This window comes from Cellulosimicrobium sp. GQ32 (assembly GCF_059758455.1).
Map to the genome: position 1 here is coordinate 207,904 of NZ_JCAXEP010000002.1, position 14,551 is coordinate 222,454.

At 76.0% G+C, this 14,551-nt stretch carries 14 protein-coding genes; 7 read left to right on the top strand and 7 right to left on the bottom strand.

Annotation, left to right across the window (positions count from 1 at the left end; translation table 11 throughout):
• Positions 1–4: 4 nt before the first annotated feature.
• Both AC6CH9_RS04630 and AC6CH9_RS04635 read right to left on the bottom strand, forming a co-directional pair.
• On the bottom strand, positions 5–733 hold the full coding sequence (locus tag AC6CH9_RS04630; RefSeq protein WP_498153856.1) for a glycosyltransferase family 2 protein: 729 nt from the start codon (positions 731–733) through the stop codon (positions 5–7).
• Positions 730–1,332 carry a DUF2238 domain-containing protein gene (locus AC6CH9_RS04635; RefSeq protein ID WP_498153857.1) on the bottom strand — a complete coding sequence of 201 codons (603 nt, stop codon included), beginning with the start codon at positions 1,330–1,332 and terminating at the stop codon, positions 730–732. Before AC6CH9_RS04635 ends, AC6CH9_RS04630 begins: the two co-directional genes overlap by 4 nt.
• Positions 1,333–1,600: 268 nt before the next feature.
• On the opposite strand from AC6CH9_RS04635, the gene AC6CH9_RS04640 reads away from it, so the two are divergent.
• Entirely contained in the window at positions 1,601–2,455 is an 855-nt protein-coding gene (locus AC6CH9_RS04640; RefSeq protein WP_498153858.1) for an SDR family oxidoreductase, read from the top strand.
• A gap of 20 nt (positions 2,456–2,475) precedes the next feature.
• On the opposite strand, the gene AC6CH9_RS04645 is transcribed toward AC6CH9_RS04640, so the two are convergent.
• Positions 2,476–3,072, bottom strand: a complete 597-nt coding sequence (locus AC6CH9_RS04645) for a GNAT family N-acetyltransferase (RefSeq protein WP_498153859.1) — start codon at positions 3,070–3,072, stop codon at positions 2,476–2,478.
• A 144-nt stretch (positions 3,073–3,216) separates the two neighbouring features.
• On the opposite strand from AC6CH9_RS04645, the gene AC6CH9_RS04650 reads away from it, so the two are divergent.
• Together AC6CH9_RS04650 and AC6CH9_RS04655 are read left to right on the top strand one after the other, a co-directional pair.
• The gene (locus AC6CH9_RS04650; protein ID WP_498153860.1) at positions 3,217–3,975 is read left to right on the top strand and encodes an SDR family oxidoreductase; all 759 of its coding nucleotides are present in this window, start codon (positions 3,217–3,219) and stop codon (positions 3,973–3,975) included.
• Between the two features lie 92 nt (positions 3,976–4,067).
• Positions 4,068–6,383 carry an ATP-binding protein gene (locus AC6CH9_RS04655; RefSeq protein WP_498153861.1) on the top strand — a complete coding sequence of 772 codons (2,316 nt, stop codon included), beginning with the start codon at positions 4,068–4,070 and terminating at the stop codon, positions 6,381–6,383.
• Here the strand turns inward: AC6CH9_RS04655 and AC6CH9_RS04660 are convergent.
• Positions 6,355–7,074: an alpha/beta fold hydrolase gene (locus AC6CH9_RS04660; protein ID WP_498153862.1), complete on the bottom strand. Its 720-nt coding sequence runs from the start codon at positions 7,072–7,074 to the stop codon at positions 6,355–6,357. The genes AC6CH9_RS04655 and AC6CH9_RS04660 overlap by 29 nt on opposite strands.
• A 75-nt stretch (positions 7,075–7,149) precedes the next feature.
• A complete protein-coding gene (locus tag AC6CH9_RS04665; protein WP_498153863.1) occupies positions 7,150–8,100 on the bottom strand; it encodes an alpha/beta hydrolase in 951 nt (316 codons plus the stop codon).
• A gap of 394 nt (positions 8,101–8,494) precedes the next feature.
• Here AC6CH9_RS04665 and AC6CH9_RS04670 point away from each other — a divergent pair, with 394 nt between their 5' ends.
• From AC6CH9_RS04670 to AC6CH9_RS04680, 3 genes are read left to right on the top strand one after another with little or no spacing between them, the layout of a single operon-like run.
• Complete coding sequence (locus tag AC6CH9_RS04670) at positions 8,495–9,373, top strand: RNA polymerase sigma-70 factor (RefSeq protein WP_498153864.1); 879 nt, start codon at positions 8,495–8,497, stop codon at positions 9,371–9,373.
• 7 nt (positions 9,374–9,380) lie between these two features.
• On the top strand, positions 9,381–9,785 hold the full coding sequence (locus tag AC6CH9_RS04675; RefSeq protein ID WP_498153865.1) for a sigma-70 family RNA polymerase sigma factor family protein: 405 nt from the start codon (positions 9,381–9,383) through the stop codon (positions 9,783–9,785).
• Positions 9,786–9,833: 48 nt separating this feature from the next.
• Complete coding sequence (locus tag AC6CH9_RS04680; protein WP_498153866.1) at positions 9,834–10,373, top strand: hypothetical protein; 540 nt, start codon at positions 9,834–9,836, stop codon at positions 10,371–10,373.
• 57 nt (positions 10,374–10,430) lie between these two features.
• Here the strand turns inward: AC6CH9_RS04680 and AC6CH9_RS04685 are convergent, their stop codons facing one another.
• Entirely contained in the window at positions 10,431–12,044 is a 1,614-nt protein-coding gene (locus AC6CH9_RS04685; RefSeq protein WP_498153867.1) for an ABC-F family ATP-binding cassette domain-containing protein, read from the bottom strand.
• Between the two features lie 239 nt (positions 12,045–12,283).
• The gene (locus AC6CH9_RS04690; protein ID WP_498153868.1) at positions 12,284–13,177 is read right to left on the bottom strand and encodes a LysR family transcriptional regulator; all 894 of its coding nucleotides are present in this window, start codon (positions 13,175–13,177) and stop codon (positions 12,284–12,286) included.
• Positions 13,178–13,270: 93 nt separating this feature from the next.
• Between AC6CH9_RS04690 and AC6CH9_RS04695 the strand changes: the two genes are divergently transcribed.
• A complete protein-coding gene (locus AC6CH9_RS04695; RefSeq protein WP_498153869.1) occupies positions 13,271–14,530 on the top strand; it encodes an MFS transporter in 1,260 nt (419 codons plus the stop codon).
• The last annotated feature ends 21 nt before the right edge of the window (positions 14,531–14,551 follow it).

The window sequence follows — 14,551 nt, forward strand, 5'->3', positions numbered from 1 at the left end:
GCAGTCAGCGCCAGCGGTCGCGCCACCGTTCCCACGGGGGCGCGACCGACCAGTTGACGCGCAGCGTGCGCCACGCACGGTCGAGACGGCGCCGCCGTTGGCGCCGTCCCCGGAGCGACCGCGCCGAGACGCCGACGCGCCACGACCGGACGAGGGCGGTGCGCCGCCGTGGCCCGAGGCGGAAGGAGAGGTCCAGGTCGTCGTGCACCTCCGGGTCCTCGCGCACGACGACGTCGCGCACCGCCGCCCAGGCCGTGCGGCGCAGCGCCATGCACGACCCCCAGAGCGCGGTGTGCCCGAGGGCGAGGTGGCACAGGACGTAGTACGCGCCGAGGTAGGCGATCGCGACGGCCGTGCGCGCGCCGCGCGGCAGGTCGTCGAACGTCCCGGTGCCGGTCATGGCGTCGAGCGAGGGGTCGGCAGCCATGCGGTCGACGACCCGCTGCACCCAGCCGGCGTCCGGGCGCGAGTCGGCGTCGAGGCGGGCGATGACGTCGCCGCGCGCCGCGTCGTACCCGGCGGCGGCCGCCGCGGGGATGCCCACGCGGGCCTCGCGCACCACGACCGCGCCCCAGCGGCGCGCGACGAGCGCCGAGTCGTCGCTCGAGGCGTTGTCGACGACCACGACCTCGAGCGGTGCGACCGTCTGGCGGGCGAGCAGGGCGAGGCACCGGTCGAGCGCGTCGGCGTCGTCCCGGACGGGGACGACGACGGACACCGTGGGGCGGCTCACGGCGTCCCTCCGCGCCGGAGGGACGCGGGCACGAGGAGTCCCGCGACGACGGCGCCGAGCAGCCCGGCGGCGAGGTCGGTCACGGTGTCGCCGTAGCCGACGCCGATGCGGTCGTCGAGGTACGTGTGCCCGGCCCACTCGCCGAGCTCCCACAGGATCGCGAGCACCGCGCCCAGTCCGGTGGTCACGACGAGGACGCCGGCCCTGGCCCGTCCGGGACGCAGCGTGCCCGGGTCGGCGAGCATGCCCGCGCGGACGAGGGCGACGTACGCGACGGCGGCGACGAGGCCGGTGCACGCGGCGTGGACGGGGAGGTCGAGCCACGGCACGGCGCGGTACCACTCGAGCTGCGCGGCCCAGGCCGAGGCGAGGAGCGTGGCGCCGTACGCCACGTCCAGGGGAGCGGCGAGCCCGAGCGCACGCGGCACCATCGTGGCGCCCAGGACCAGCAGGAAGAGCGCGACCGCGACGCCGTCCAGGCCCACGGCGACCACGACGCTCGCCGCCGCCGCCGCGCGCACCACGTCGCCCGGGACGAGCCCGGCCCGCGCGTGGACGGTGCTGGTGGGGACCGCCCCGCGGGCGGAGGTGCCGGACATCGACGACTCCTCGGACGGTGGTGCGGCGGAGTCACAGCCTCACCCGGGGGCGGGCCGCTCGCATGCCCGCACGGGGTCCCCGCGCCCGGGCCACGCTCGCGGTCGCGGCGTCGAGGTCGTCGGCGGTCACGGGCGTGCGCAGGCTCCGCCCGGTCGGGTGCGACGTCCCGGTGCGAGGCGCTCGGGGCGACCGTGGCCGGGCGCACCGACATCCCGGGTCGCTCAGTCCCGGAAGCCGGCGAGCGCGGCGTCCTGGCAGGGTGGGTCCATGGAGCACACCCGCCACCCCCGTCGCTACGTCGTCACCGGAGCGGACTCCGGCCTCGGGCGAGAGGTCGCCCGGCTCCTCGCCAGGACCGGCGAGGTCGTCGCGTGCGGGGTGGGCGCGGACGTCGACGTCCGCGCCGACCTCACGACCCGGACGGGTCGCGCCGCGCTGGTCGAGCAGGTCCGTCGGCGGACGGACGACCGGCTCGACGCCGTCGTCGCGGTCGCAGGGTCCGGCGCCCCGCGCCCGGAGACGGTGGCCCTGAACTACTTCGGCACGGTCGAGGTGCTCGACGGCCTCCGGCCCGCGCTCGTCGCGTCCTCCGCGCCGACGGCCGTGGTCGTGTCGTCCTCCTCGACCCTCCACCGGGGCAGCGGCACGCTGGTCCGTGCTTGCGAGCGGGGCGACGAGGAGCGGGCGCTCGCGATCGCCCGGCACCTGGTCCGGACGCGGCGGGGGAGCCAGCTGTACCGGTCGAGCAAGATCGCGCTGAACCACTGGGTGCGGACGACGGCCGTGCGCGAGGAGTGGGCCGGTGCGGGGATCGTCCTCAACGCCGTCGCGCCGGGCATCGTCGCGACGGAGCCCGTCCTGGCCACGTGGGAGCGCGACCGGGCGCTCCTGGAGACGGCGCTCCCGCAACCGCTCGGCGCCCCCGGACCGGTCGCGCCCGTCGCGCACCTGCTCGCGCACCTGGCCTCCGCGGAGAACCGCTTGACCACCGGACAGGTCGTGTACTGCGACGGCGGGACGGACGCGCTGGTGCGCGGCACCCGACCGCAGCGGACCTACCTGCGCTACCCCGTCCGGGACGTCGCCGCGATGTGGCGCGCGACGCGGTCGAGCGCGACGTAGCGCGTTCCTGGGGCGTGGGGTCAGGCTCCGGCGCGCCGCTCCTCGGCGAGCAGCGCGTACGTCACGCCGTCGACCCAGCCGAGGTCGCGGTGCAGCGAGTCGCGCACGCCCACGCCCTCGCGCCGCATGCCGACGCGCTCCATGAGCCGCCACGACGGCTCGTTCGCCAGGAACGCGTTCGCGACGACCCGCCGCAGGCCCAGGTCCTCGAAGCACACGCGGAGAAGGCCCTGGACGGCCTCCGTCGCGTACCCCCGCCCCTGGTGCGACGGCGAGAGCGCCCAGCCGATCTCCGCCTCGTCCGGTCGGGGGCGGTCGACGACGTCGCGCTGGCCCCAGCCGTCGCGCACCGCGAGGTAGAGGTCGCCCACGACCTCGCCGTCGAGCTCGACGACGAGCGTCGTCGCGAGCCGGCCGGGATCGGCGTGGTGCTCGCGCCACTCCTCGGCGTCGGTGAACCGCTGCGTGAGCCAGCGGTCCACGGCGGGCAGGCTGCGGTAGGCGAAGAGGGAGTCGGCGTCCTCGCGCCGGGCGCGGCGCAGCACGAGGCGCGGGGTCGTCACGGGCCAGGCGACCCGGTCGAGGGCGTCCGGACGGACGTCGGTGGTGTCGGCCATGGGCACCACCCTGGCACGCGTCACCGACGGGGATCGAGCAGATTGCGCCGGGGAGGGCGCCGGGACGTGTCACACGCGGCGCGGGCGTCCGGTCGACAGGGGTGACAGGGCGGCGCGCGCCGCACGCAGCGACAGGAGGACACCATGAAGATCGTCGTGATCGGCGGTACGGGGCTCATCGGTTCGAAGCTCGTCACCGTGCTGCGGGACCGCGGCCACGAGGCCGTGCCCGCCTCGCCCAACTCGGGCGTCAACACCCTCACCGGGGAGGGCGTCGCGGAGGTGCTGGAGGGCGCGGACGTCGTGGTGGACGTCTCGAACTCGCCCTCGTTCGAGGACCAGGCGGTCCTCGACTTCTTCCGCACCTCGACGGGCACCCTCCTGGCGGCCGAGGAGAAGGCCGGCGTCCGCCACCACGTGGCGCTGTCCGTCGTCGGCACGCAGGGCCTGACCGAGAGCGGGTACTTCCGCGCGAAGATCGCGCAGGAGGAGCTCGTCACGGGCTCTCCGGTGCCGTACTCGATCGTCCACGCGACGCAGTTCTTCGAGTTCCTGAAGTCGATCACGGACGGCGCCACGCAGGACGGCGTCGTGCACCTCGCTCCCGTCCTGTTCCAGCCGATCGCCGCCTCCGACGTGGCGGTCGCCGTCGCGGACGTGGCCACGGGCGCGCCGGTGCGCGGGATCGTCGAGGTCGCGGGGCCCGAGGTCTTCCGCCTCGACGAGCTCGTGCGGACCACGCTCGCGTCGCTCGGCGACCCGCGCGAGGTCGTCGCCGACCCGCAGGCGCGGTACTTCGGCGCACCGCTGTCCGAGGACTCGCTCGTCCCGGGCGAGGGGGCCGTGATCGCGAGCACCCGCCTCGCGGACTGGCGCCAGCAGCAGGCGGTTGCCGGGCGCTAGCACGACCGGACGCGCGCCCGGCGGTCGAACGCCGCGGGGTGCGCGTCCCCGCTCCACCCGAGGACTCACCCCGAGACGACGGCGAGGCGCGCATGGACACGGAAGCGCTGGGCCCGACGGTGCGCCGGTTCCGGCTCGCCGCCGACCTCACGCTCGAACGGCTCTCGGAGCTGTCGGGCGTGAGCGACCGCACCCTGAGCGACATCGAGCGGGGCGCCGCCCTCGGCCCCCAGCACCGGACGATGCTCGCGGTCGTCGACGCGCTCGACCTCGACGAGGAGGACCGGGCGCTCGTCCTGCGCGCGGCGCGCGAGGGACGACGCCGGTCCCGCCCCGGGCCCGGTTGGCGGCTGCCGCTGCCGCGCGGCGCGGCCGACTTCACCGGGCGCGAGCACGAGCTCGACCGGGTGACGCGCGCGCTGCGGGCGGCCCCGGGGTCGCCCGCGCCCGTCGTCGTGGTCACGGGACCACCGGGATACGGCAAGACGAGCCTCGCGGTCCGCGCCGCGCAGCGACTCCAGGGCGAGTTCGACGACCAGCTCTTCCTCGAGCTCGCGGGCACGTCTCCCGACGCGGTCAGCCCCGGAAGCGTCGTCGCGCGGCTCGTCCAGGCGCTCGTCGGGACGGGCACGCGGGGCAGCTCCGACCCGGCCCGGCTGCGCGCGCTCCTCGACGGCCGGCGCGTCCTCGTCGTGCTCGACGACGCGCACGACGAGGCGCAGGTGCGCGCCGCGCTGCCGTCGGCGGCACCGGCGGCGGTGCTCGTCACGAGCCGGCGGCACCTCGAAGGGCTCGAGGACGTCGTGCGCGTCGACCTCGGGCCGCTGCGCCCCGACGACTCGCGCACCCTCCTCGCGCGCCTCGTCCCGCAGCAGCAGGCGTCCGCGGACGACCTCGCGCGCCTCGCCGCCCTGTGCGACGACGTCCCGCTCGCCCTGCGCATCGCGGCGAACCGGCTCGCGAGCCGCGCGACGTGGACGGTCGACGCGCTCGCCTCGCGCCTCGCGGTCGCCGACCGGCGCCTCGACGCGCTGTCCGCCGGCGACCTCTCGGTGCGGGCCGCGATCGACCTCTCGTTCGACCAGCTCGGGCCGGCGGCGCAGCGGCTGTTCCGGCGCCTCGCGCTCGTCGACGGGCGCGACGTCGGCACCGGCCTCGCCGCGACGCTCGCGGAGCAGCCGGTCTGGACGACCGAGGAGCTGCTCGACGAGCTCGTGTCACTGAGCCTCGTCCGCCCGGCGGAGCACGACCGGTACGCGTTGCACGACCTGCTGCGCCTCTACGCGCACCGGGCGCTCGAGGACGCCGAGCCGGCCGGGGAGCGCGCCGCCGTGCGGCGGCGCGCGGACGCCTGGCTCCTGCGCACCACGGTGCGGGCCGGACGCTGGTTCGAGCCGGACGTGCTGGGGGAGGGCTCCGCGGACCCCGCCGACGTCGTCGGCCTGGCGTCGAGCGACGGCGCCCGGGCCTGGCTCGTCGACGAGGCGACAGCCTGGTTCGCCGCGTTCCAGAGGGCCGCCCGCGGCGGGGACCACGCCGTCGTGGTCGAGGTCGCGGAGGCCCTGCACTGGTTCTCCGACCTGTGGCCCTACTGGGGCCACTGGCATGAGGTCTACGGGGCGTCGGCCGCCGCGGCGGCGGCGCTCGGCGACGACGCGCTGCTCGCGACCCACCAGGGCTATCTCGCCTGGGCGGCGGTGCACTGCCAGGGCGACGTGGTCGCGGGAATGGCCGCTGCCCGGAGTGCGCGGAAGTCGGCCGAGCGCGACGGCGACCCGGGCCTGCGCGCCTGGGCGGCCTACTACGTGGGATGGTGCGCGAGCGCGGCCGGCGACCGTGAGCTGTGCGTGGCGGCGTCGGAGGAGGCGGCCGACCTCTTCCGGCGCGCCGGCGACCGCGAGGGCCTGCCGCAGGCGCTCTTCCAGCGCTCCCAGGGGCTCGCCGGGCTGGGCCGGGAGGAGGAGGCGATCGCCAACTTGCGCGACGTCGTCGCGCTCGTGCGCGACCCCCGCACCGCACCGCGCGGGCAGGTCGCCGAGTTCACCGCGCTGCACGCGCTCGGCGCGATCGCGCGCATCAGCCTCGACCGGCAGGACTGGGCGACCACGCGCCACGTCGCCGCCGAGGCGATCACGGGCTTCCTGGCGCAGGGCGCCCGGCCGTCGGCGGCGCACATGCACGTGTACCGCGCCCGCGCTCGACGCGCCGAGGCCGACCACGCGGGCGCGCGCGCTGACCTGGCGCGGGCCGTCGAGCTCTTCGAGGGCTCGGGCGACGCCGAGGGCCTCGCCGCCGCGCGCGCGGCAGGCGCCCTCGTCCGGACCGGGGACGACGGCGGCCCCCGTCGCCGGGACGACGGGGGCCGCGCCGGTCGGCGCGTCAGGAGACGGCGGCGACCGCGTCCATGATCGTGGCCGCGACCTCCGCGGGGCGCGACACCGACAGGGCGTGCGACCCGCCGGCGACCGCGGTGATCCCGCGCGACCCGGCACGCTCGGCCATGAAGCGCTGGAGCTCGGCGGGGATGTTCCGGTCCTCCTCGCCGTAGACGAACCACGACGGCACGTGCCGCCAGGCCGCGTCGGTGCCGGGCAGGCCCTCGCTCAGCGCGAGCTCGGTGACGGGACGCTGCTCGGCGCCCATGACCACGGCGCGCTCGACGGGGACGTCGGCCGCGAACTGCGACGGGAACGCGTCGCCGCGGATCCGCAGCTCGTTGCCCCCGCTCGTGAGCGGGTAGCCGATCAGGGTGTCGCCCAGCGTGCTGCCCGGGAACTTGCCCGAGAGCTGGAGGGCGGACTCCCCGGCGTCGGGCGCGAACGCCCCGACGTAGACGAGGGCCTTGACGGCCTCGTTGTCCGCGGCGGCGCCGGTCACCACGATGCCGCCGTAGGAGTGCCCGACGAGGACGACCGGACGGTCGACCGCCGTGACCACGTCGCGGACGTACGCGGCGTCGCCCGTGACGGAGCGCAGCGGGTTGGCGAGGGCGACGACGTCGACCGAGCGCGCGAGGAGGCGCTCGACGACCCCGTCCCAGCTGTCGGAGCCGGCGAACGCGCCGTGGACCAGGAGGACGAGGGGCTGGGTGGTAGTCATAGTTCTTCCTTCTCTCGGTGCGGGAAAGGCCGCCCGGCGACCGGACGGCGCGGGCGAGGACCGGGTCATGACCGGTCAGAGGGTGCCGAGCGCGGTGCGCAGCACGTGTACCGCCTGCTCGACCGCGGCCGTGGTGGCACGCGTCGGGCGCAACGGGTTGAGCATCATGAAGTCGTGGATCGTGCCGTTGTAGCGCAGGCTCGTCGTCGGGACGCCCGCCTGGAGCAGCCGACGCGCGTACGCCTCGCCCTCGTCGCGCAGCACGTCGTTCTCGTCGACGATCACGAACGCGGGCGGAAGGCCCGCGAGGTCGTCGAGCGAGGCGCGCAGCGGTGACGCCGTGATCTCGGACCGGCGGTCGACGTCGGGCAGGTAGCTGTCCCAGAACCACGCCATGGCCCGGGCCGTGAGGTGCGGGCCGTCCTTGAACTCGCGGTAGCTGGCCGTGTCCTGCGCCGCGTCGGTCACGGGGTAGTACAGCGACTGGTGGACGAACGTCACGTCACCTCGCTGCTTGGCGAGCAGCGTGAGCGCGGCGGTCAGGTTCCCGCCCACCGAGTCACCCGCGACGGCGAGGCGGGACGCGTCGAGACCAAGGGTGGCGCCCTCGGTCGTGATCCATCGCGCCGCCGCGTACCCCTGCTCGAGAGCGACGGGGTAGCGGGCCTCGGGGGAGCGGTCGTACTCGACGAACGCCACGGCGGCCCGGGCGCCCACCGCGAGCTCGCGCACCAGGCGGTCGTGCGTGCCGGCGTCGCCGAGCACCCAACCGCCGCCGTGCATGTACAGGACGACGGGCAGGGTCCCGGTCGTGCCACGGGGCTTGACGACGCGGACCCGGACCGAGCCGTCGCCCGCGGGGACCGTCACCCAGACCTCCTCCACCTGTGCCATCTCGATGAGCTGCGCCTGCAGGTCGTCGAGGACCTTGCGGGCGCGCTCGGGGCCGAGCTCGTCGACGAACGGGGGTGTCGCGACGGCGTCGGCGAACGCCTGTGCCTCCGGTTCCAGGACGGGTTTGCTCATGGTCATCTCTCCTTCGTGCGATCGGTCGTCCCCTGCCCCTCCAGCCTCCGGACCGCCGGGCCAGAGCACCACGAAGAACGCACGCAGGACTCGTGCGTGGCGGGCCGCGTGTCACACGCCAGACGCTCGCCCGGTCGAGACGGCAGCAGGACGACGCGCGTCGGACGGGTCCGGTCGAGTCGTGAGGTAAGAGCGGGAGCACCGGGTTTCAGGCGGCCCTTCGTGGGTACGCGCCAAGCAGATCGCGGCTGGTCCCACCCGCCGCCGGACCCACGCACGGCCCGTTCGTCGTGCCCTTGTCACAGATCCGGACCCTGTCCGGTCGGGACCACGAGAGCGTCCTGCCGACCGGCAGGGCTTCACGGCGAGGCGAGGGCGGGCGAGGATGTCGGACGTGGACGGACGAGGGACGGACCTGGAGTCGGCGGAGCGGCAGTTCAGCGCGGCGCGGCGCCGGCTGTTCGGCATCGCGTACCGGATCCTGGGCAGCGCGGCCGAGGCCGACGACGTGCTCCAGGACGCCTGGGTGCGCTGGCAGACGTACGACCGGTCCACCGTGCGCAACCCGGACGCGTTCCTCACCACGACGGTGACCCGCCTCGCGATCAACGTCGCCCAGTCCGCGCGCGTGCGCCGCGAGACGTACATCGGCCCGTGGCTGCCCGAGCCCGTGGACACGAGCGCCGACCCGACGCTCGGCGCCGAGCGGGGCGAGGCGCTCGAGGTCGCGCTGCTCATGCTGCTTGAGAAGCTCACCCCGACCGAGCGTGCGGCGTACGTGCTGCGCGAGGCGTTCGACTACCCGTACGAGCAGATCGCGGAGATCATCGGGCACTCGCAGGCCAGCGTGCGCCAGCTCGTGAGCCGGGCGCGCCGCCACCTCGGCGAGGAGCGCCGCACGCCCGTCGCCCCGGAGGCCCAGCGCCGTCTGCTCACCGCCTTCGTCGCGGCGGCCAAGGCGGGCGACGTCGCGCTCCTGGAGCAGCTCTTCGCCGAGGACGTGATCTCCTACTCCGACGGCGGGGGCGTGGTCCGCGCGTCGAAGTTCCCGGTCGTCGGGCGCCCGCGCGTCGCGAAGTACCACCACGCGTTCGCCGAGCACTTCTGGGCGGGCGTCGAGGTCGAGCCCGCCGACGTCAACGGGTACCCGGCCGTCAAGCTCTCGCGCGACGGGGAGCTCTTCGCCGTGCTCACGGTCCGCGCCACGACCGACGGCATCGACCGCGTGCTGTGGATGATGAATCCGCAGAAGCTCGCGGCCGTCCCCGCGTAGGCCCGGCATGCCCCAGCGAGACAGGGCGGTGGCGCGGCTCGAGGCAGACCGCGCCGCGCACGACCGCGTCGTCGAGGTGCTCCTGCGCGCGACCGCGGCAGGGGACCGGGCCGCCGTGCGCGGGCTGCTGGACCCGGCGGTGACCCTGTGGGTCGACGCGGCGGGCAGCGCCGCCGCGACGCCCGGGACGGTCGAGGGCGCCGACGAGACGGCGCGGGCGCTGTGCCGCGTCCTGCGCCCCGGCCCGGGCGTCGAGGTGGCGGCGCGCTCGGTGAACGGCGCCGCGGGCCTCGTGGTGCGCCAGGACGGCGTCGTGACCGGTGTCGTGAGCGTCGCGGTGCGGTCCGGCCGGGTGGTCGAGGCGTGGGTGGTGCTCAGCCCGTCCAAGCTCGAGCGGTGGAACCGGGACTGACACCCGGACGGCGCGACGACGGTCCGGCACGGGTCTAGGGTCGCCCCCATGACGCTCTACCTCGACGACCGCGACGAGGGCCTGTCTCCCGCGACGAGCCACCCCGCGTTCGTGTCCCTCGCCCCCGAGCCGTTCTACGACGAGGGCGAGGACTTCTCGCCGTTCGGCAACGACTCGGGGCACGACGCGCTGCGGGACCTCGAGGAGTGGTACGCGGCCGAGGGTCGTGACGACGCGCTGCCCGCGTTCGTCGACGGGCTCCTCGCCGCCTGGGACCTCGGGGTGCCGGAGGACGTCTGGTCCGCCGGACGGCAGGCCGCGTCCGACGGGCTGCGCTCCGGCGCGCTCGACGAGGAGGCGCTCGCGGCGGAGGCACGGGCGCAGGTCGCGATCGTGCTCGGGCAGCTCAAGATCCGCGGCGGCCTCACGCCGCAGGCTCGCGCGGTGGGCGCTCGGGCGCTCGACGTGCTGGGCGCGCTCAACGACCACGCGCGCGTCGCGAGCCCTGGCTGGCCCTACGCCGACGCCGACGCCGCGGCCACGGCGACGATGGCCGCCGTCGTGCGGGACGCGCCCGACCTGACCTGACGTGACCGGACCCGGTCTGACGGCGCCCCGGCGGTGATCGGGGCGCCGTCCGGTGCGTCAGCGGCGCGCCGCCGGGACCTCGTGCAGGGCACCCGCGGCGTCGAGCTCGAGCACGACATCGACGCCAAGGCGGGCGAGGAAGCCGTCGTCGTGGCTGACGACGAGCAGCGCGCCCGCGTAACCCGACAGGGCCTCCACGAGCCGGTCCACGCTGCGCACGTCGAGGTTGTTCGTCGGTTCGTCGAGCACGAGGAGCTGGGCGGGCGGCTCGGCGAGCAGGAGCCGCGCGAGCGAGACGCGGAACCGTTCGCCGCCCGACAGCGTGGACACCGGGCGGTCGACGCTCGACCCGCGCAGCAGCAGTCGCGCGAGCTGGTTGCGGATCGTTCCCGGGGCCGTGCCGGGCGCCCCGTCGCGCACGTTCTCGAGCGCGCTCCGGTCGTCGTCGAGGCCGTCGAGCCGTTGGGGCAGGTAGCCGACGCGGTCGGTGAGCAGCACGCCGCCCGCGCGTCCCGGCTCCGGGGCGCGACCGGCGAGCAGGTTCTCCAGGAGCGTCGTCTTGCCCGTCCCGTTCGCGCCGACGAGCGCGACGCGCTCGGGCCCCTGCACGACGACCGTCCGGTTCGTCCCCCGCAGCTCGGCGAGGCGTCGGCCGCGTGGCACGTCCGGGTCGGGGAGCACGAGGTGCACGTGCTCGTCGTCGCGCACGCGGGCCGCCGCGGCGTCGAGCGCGTCCTGCGCCGCCTGGACCTTCGCGTCCAGGCCCTGGCGCATCGAGCCGGCGGACACCTGCGCGGCGGACGCCCGCAGGCCCATGGAGATGCGTGACCCGGTGCGGTTCGCCTGGGCGGTGCGCGCGGTCCGCTCGCGGCGTGCGAGCTTGGTCTCGGCCTCGACGCGCTGGCGCTTCTCGGCCCGGAGCGTCTGCTCGGCGGTCCGCGCGGCCTGTGCCGCGGCGGCCTGGTCCGCCTCGAGCTGGTCGCGCCACGCGCTGTACGGACCGCCGAACGTGCTGAGGCGGCCGGCGTGCAGCTCCGCCGTGTCGTCCACGTGCTCGAGCAGGTCGAGGTCGTGGCTCACGACGACGAGCGTCCCGGGCCAGTCGTCGACGAGCGCCGCGAGCCGTGCGCGGGTGCCTCTGTCGAGGTTGTTCGTCGGCTCGTCGAGCAGCGTGATCGCGCTGCGCCGCACGCGCAGCCCGCTGATCGCGACGAGCATCGCCTCGCCGCCGGACAGCTCGCCCACGCGCCGGTCGAGGCCCACGCCGTCGAGCCCGATCTCGGCGAGCGCCTGTGCGGCGCGCGCCTCGACGTCCCAGTCGTCGCCGACGGCGTCGAAGTGGCGCACGTCCACCTCCCCGGACTCGATGGCGCGCAGCGCGGCGAGCGTGCCGTCGATGCCGAGGAGGCGCGCGACGCTCGCGCCCTGGCCGAGGGTCAGCGTCTGAGGGAGGTAGGCGACGTCGCCGCTGGTCGTGACGCGGCCCGACGTCGGCGTGAGCAGGCCGGCGACGAGGCGCAGGAGGGTGGACTTGCCGGCGCCGTTGTCGCCGACGAGGCCCGTGCGGCCGGTGCCGAACGTGCCGGTGAGGTGCGAGAGCGCGACGGTGCCGTCGGGCCACTCGAACGAGAGGTCGGTCAGGGTCACCGCGGAGCGGTGCAGGGTGGACATGAGGTGCTCCTCGTGCCCGCGCGGGCGCGGGCAGGATCGTGCTGGGGAAGGACAGGTTGGCGCGGAGCGGTGCGGCGGGTCCAGGCACGACGAAGCCACGGCAGCAGCCGGGAGGGTTCGCCCGCGAGGGCTCCGTCACGGAGCCGGGGCGAGAGGGGTGCGCTGGGACGGGCCGCCGACGGCTCGGCGGCTAGAGTCTGTCGACCTCGATGAGCACGTGCCGATGCTATCAGCGCGCCTCAGTCCGGCGTCGGCCTGCTCCCCAGCGCGTGCACGAGCCCGGCCACCAGGGCCGCGGCGGCCGCGCTCGGGTGCGGGCGTGTCACGAGGCCGAGGGACCACGCCTCGGGAGCGTCGAGCGGGACCGCGACCGCGCCGTCGGCGGGCTCGTACATGTCGGCCGGCACCACCGCGACCCCGAACCCCGCGGCCACGAACGCGGGCAGGTCCCCGACGTCCGCGACCTCCGTGTCGGCCCGCGGCGCGACGCCCGCGTGCGCGAACGCGCGCTCGGCGACCACGCGGTTGCCGAACCCGCGCGGCGTCGTCACGACGCGCTCGTCGGCCAGGTCGCCCGGCGCGACCGACGCCGCCTCCGCCAGCGCGTGCCCGGTGGGCAGGACCGCGACGAACGTCGCGGACGTGAGGCGCGTGTACTGCAGGCCAGGATGGTCCTGCGGGTCCAACCCCGTGAACGCGACGTCGACGACCCCGCGGCGCACGTCCTCCCCGAGTCCCGTCGAGCCGGCAGGACTCGGCGTCAGGCGCAGCTCGACGCCGGGGTGGTGCTCGCGGAACGCCGCGAGCACGCGCGGCAGGCCGAGGTAGCCGAGGTTGGTGAAGACCCCGAGGCGGACGGTGCCGCGCACGAGGTGCGGGCCGGGCGCGACGACGGCGCGCGCCTCGTCGACGGCGTCGAGGACCGCGCGGGCTCGGGGGAGCAGCGCCTCGCCCTGCGAGGTGAGCGCGACGGTGCGCTTGGTGCGCTCGAACAGCCGGGCGCCCAGCTCGGCCTCGAGCGCCCGCACCCCCGCGGACACGCTCGACTGCACGGCGAACACGCGCGTGGCGGCGCGCGTGAAGCTCAGCTCCTCGGCGACGGCGACGAAGTACTCGAGCTGGCGCGTCTCCATGGAGCGAGGGTACTCAGAAATCGGTCCAGACGATCACGCGTATCGATAGAAGTCGTTGGACGCGATCACCCGTTCGGGCGCACGGTGGTGCACATGACCTCGAACTCGACCTCGACGCACACCCCGGACGTCGTCCGAACCTCGCCGCTGGCGACCCGGCGGCGTCCGGTCGTCTCCCACGGCTCCGGATTCCTCGTCGTGGCGCTCGCGTTCGCCACCGCGATGGCGTTCTCGACCGTCCCGACCCCGCTCTACCCCCTCTACCAGGTGCGCGACGGGCTCCCCACGGTCGCCGTGACCGTCGTCTTCGCCGCCTACGCGGTCGGGGTGGCCGCGAGCCTCTACCTCGTCGGCCACCTCAGCGACCGGTTCGGGCGCCGGCGCGTGCTGCTCCTCGGCCTCGCGGCCGAGCTCGTCGCGGCGGTGCTGTTCCTCGCGCTCGACGGGCTCGGCGGGCTCGTGGTCGCGCGGCTCGTCTCCGGAGCGGGGATCGGCGCCGTCACCGCGACGGCGACGGCGCACCTCGCCGAGCTGCGGGCCGTCGCGCGCCCGGACGGCTCGCGCGACGCGAGCGCCGTCGCGGGACTGGCGAACATCGGCGGCCTCGCGCTCGGGCCTCTCGTCGGCGGCCTGCTGGCCCAGGCGGCGCCCGCCCCGCTCACGACGCCGTACGTCGCGTTCGCCGTCCTGCTCGCCGCCGCGGTGCTCGCCGCCGCGCTCGTGCCCGAGACGGTCGCGCCGTCAGCCGGCCCGTACGCCTACCGCCCGCAGCGCGTCGCGGTGCCGCGGTCCGGTCGCGGCACGTTCGTCGCCGCGGCGGCAGCTGCGTTCGCCGGCTTCGCCGTGTTCGGGCTCTTCACGTCCCTCACGCCGAGCGTCCTCGCCACGGTCATGCACGAGGAGTCGCGACTCGTCGCAGGACTCGTGTCCGCCGCGGTGTTCGCGTCCGCCGCTCTCGCGCAGCTCGCCTCGGGGCGGCTCGCCCCGGCGCGGCAGGTGGTGCTCGCGGTCGCGCTGACGCTGTCCGGGCTCGTCGTCCTCGCCGTGTCGGTCGGGCTCGCGTCCCTGTCGGGCTTCGTCGCCAGCGCGGTCGTCGCCGGGGCGGGGGTCGGCATCCTCTTCCGCGGCGCTCTCGCGACGGCGGGGTCGCTCGCCGAACCGCAGCGGCGCGGCGAGGTGCTCGCGGGGATCTTCCTCGTCGCGTACGTCGGGCTCGCGGTGCCCGTGCTGCTCCTGGGCCTCTCGCTGACCGTCGAGCCGCTGCGGCTCATGGTCGTCGTCTTCGCCGCCGCGACCGCGGTGCTCGTCGCCCTCGCCGCCCCGGGCCTGGCTCGCCGGTCCGCGCGCGGGTGACGTCCGCGCACTCCGACGTCC

Coding starts and splice junctions, on each gene's coding strand:
- AC6CH9_RS04635 (WP_498153857.1), bottom strand. CDS start 1,332: ATGTCCGGCACCTCCGCCCGCGGGGCGGTCCCCACCAGCACCGTCCAC.
- AC6CH9_RS04640 (WP_498153858.1), top strand. CDS start 1,601: ATGGAGCACACCCGCCACCCCCGTCGCTACGTCGTCACCGGAGCGGAC.
- AC6CH9_RS04645 (WP_498153859.1), bottom strand. CDS start 3,072: ATGGCCGACACCACCGACGTCCGTCCGGACGCCCTCGACCGGGTCGCC.
- AC6CH9_RS04650 (WP_498153860.1), top strand. CDS start 3,217: ATGAAGATCGTCGTGATCGGCGGTACGGGGCTCATCGGTTCGAAGCTC.
- AC6CH9_RS04655 (WP_498153861.1), top strand. CDS start 4,068: ATGGACACGGAAGCGCTGGGCCCGACGGTGCGCCGGTTCCGGCTCGCC.
- AC6CH9_RS04660 (WP_498153862.1), bottom strand. CDS start 7,074: ATGACTACCACCCAGCCCCTCGTCCTCCTGGTCCACGGCGCGTTCGCC.
- AC6CH9_RS04665 (WP_498153863.1), bottom strand. CDS start 8,100: ATGAGCAAACCCGTCCTGGAACCGGAGGCACAGGCGTTCGCCGACGCC.
- AC6CH9_RS04675 (WP_498153865.1), top strand. CDS start 9,381: ATGCCCCAGCGAGACAGGGCGGTGGCGCGGCTCGAGGCAGACCGCGCC.
- AC6CH9_RS04680 (WP_498153866.1), top strand. CDS start 9,834: ATGACGCTCTACCTCGACGACCGCGACGAGGGCCTGTCTCCCGCGACG.
- AC6CH9_RS04685 (WP_498153867.1), bottom strand. CDS start 12,044: ATGTCCACCCTGCACCGCTCCGCGGTGACCCTGACCGACCTCTCGTTC.
- AC6CH9_RS04690 (WP_498153868.1), bottom strand. CDS start 13,177: ATGGAGACGCGCCAGCTCGAGTACTTCGTCGCCGTCGCCGAGGAGCTG.
- AC6CH9_RS04695 (WP_498153869.1), top strand. CDS start 13,271: ATGACCTCGAACTCGACCTCGACGCACACCCCGGACGTCGTCCGAACC.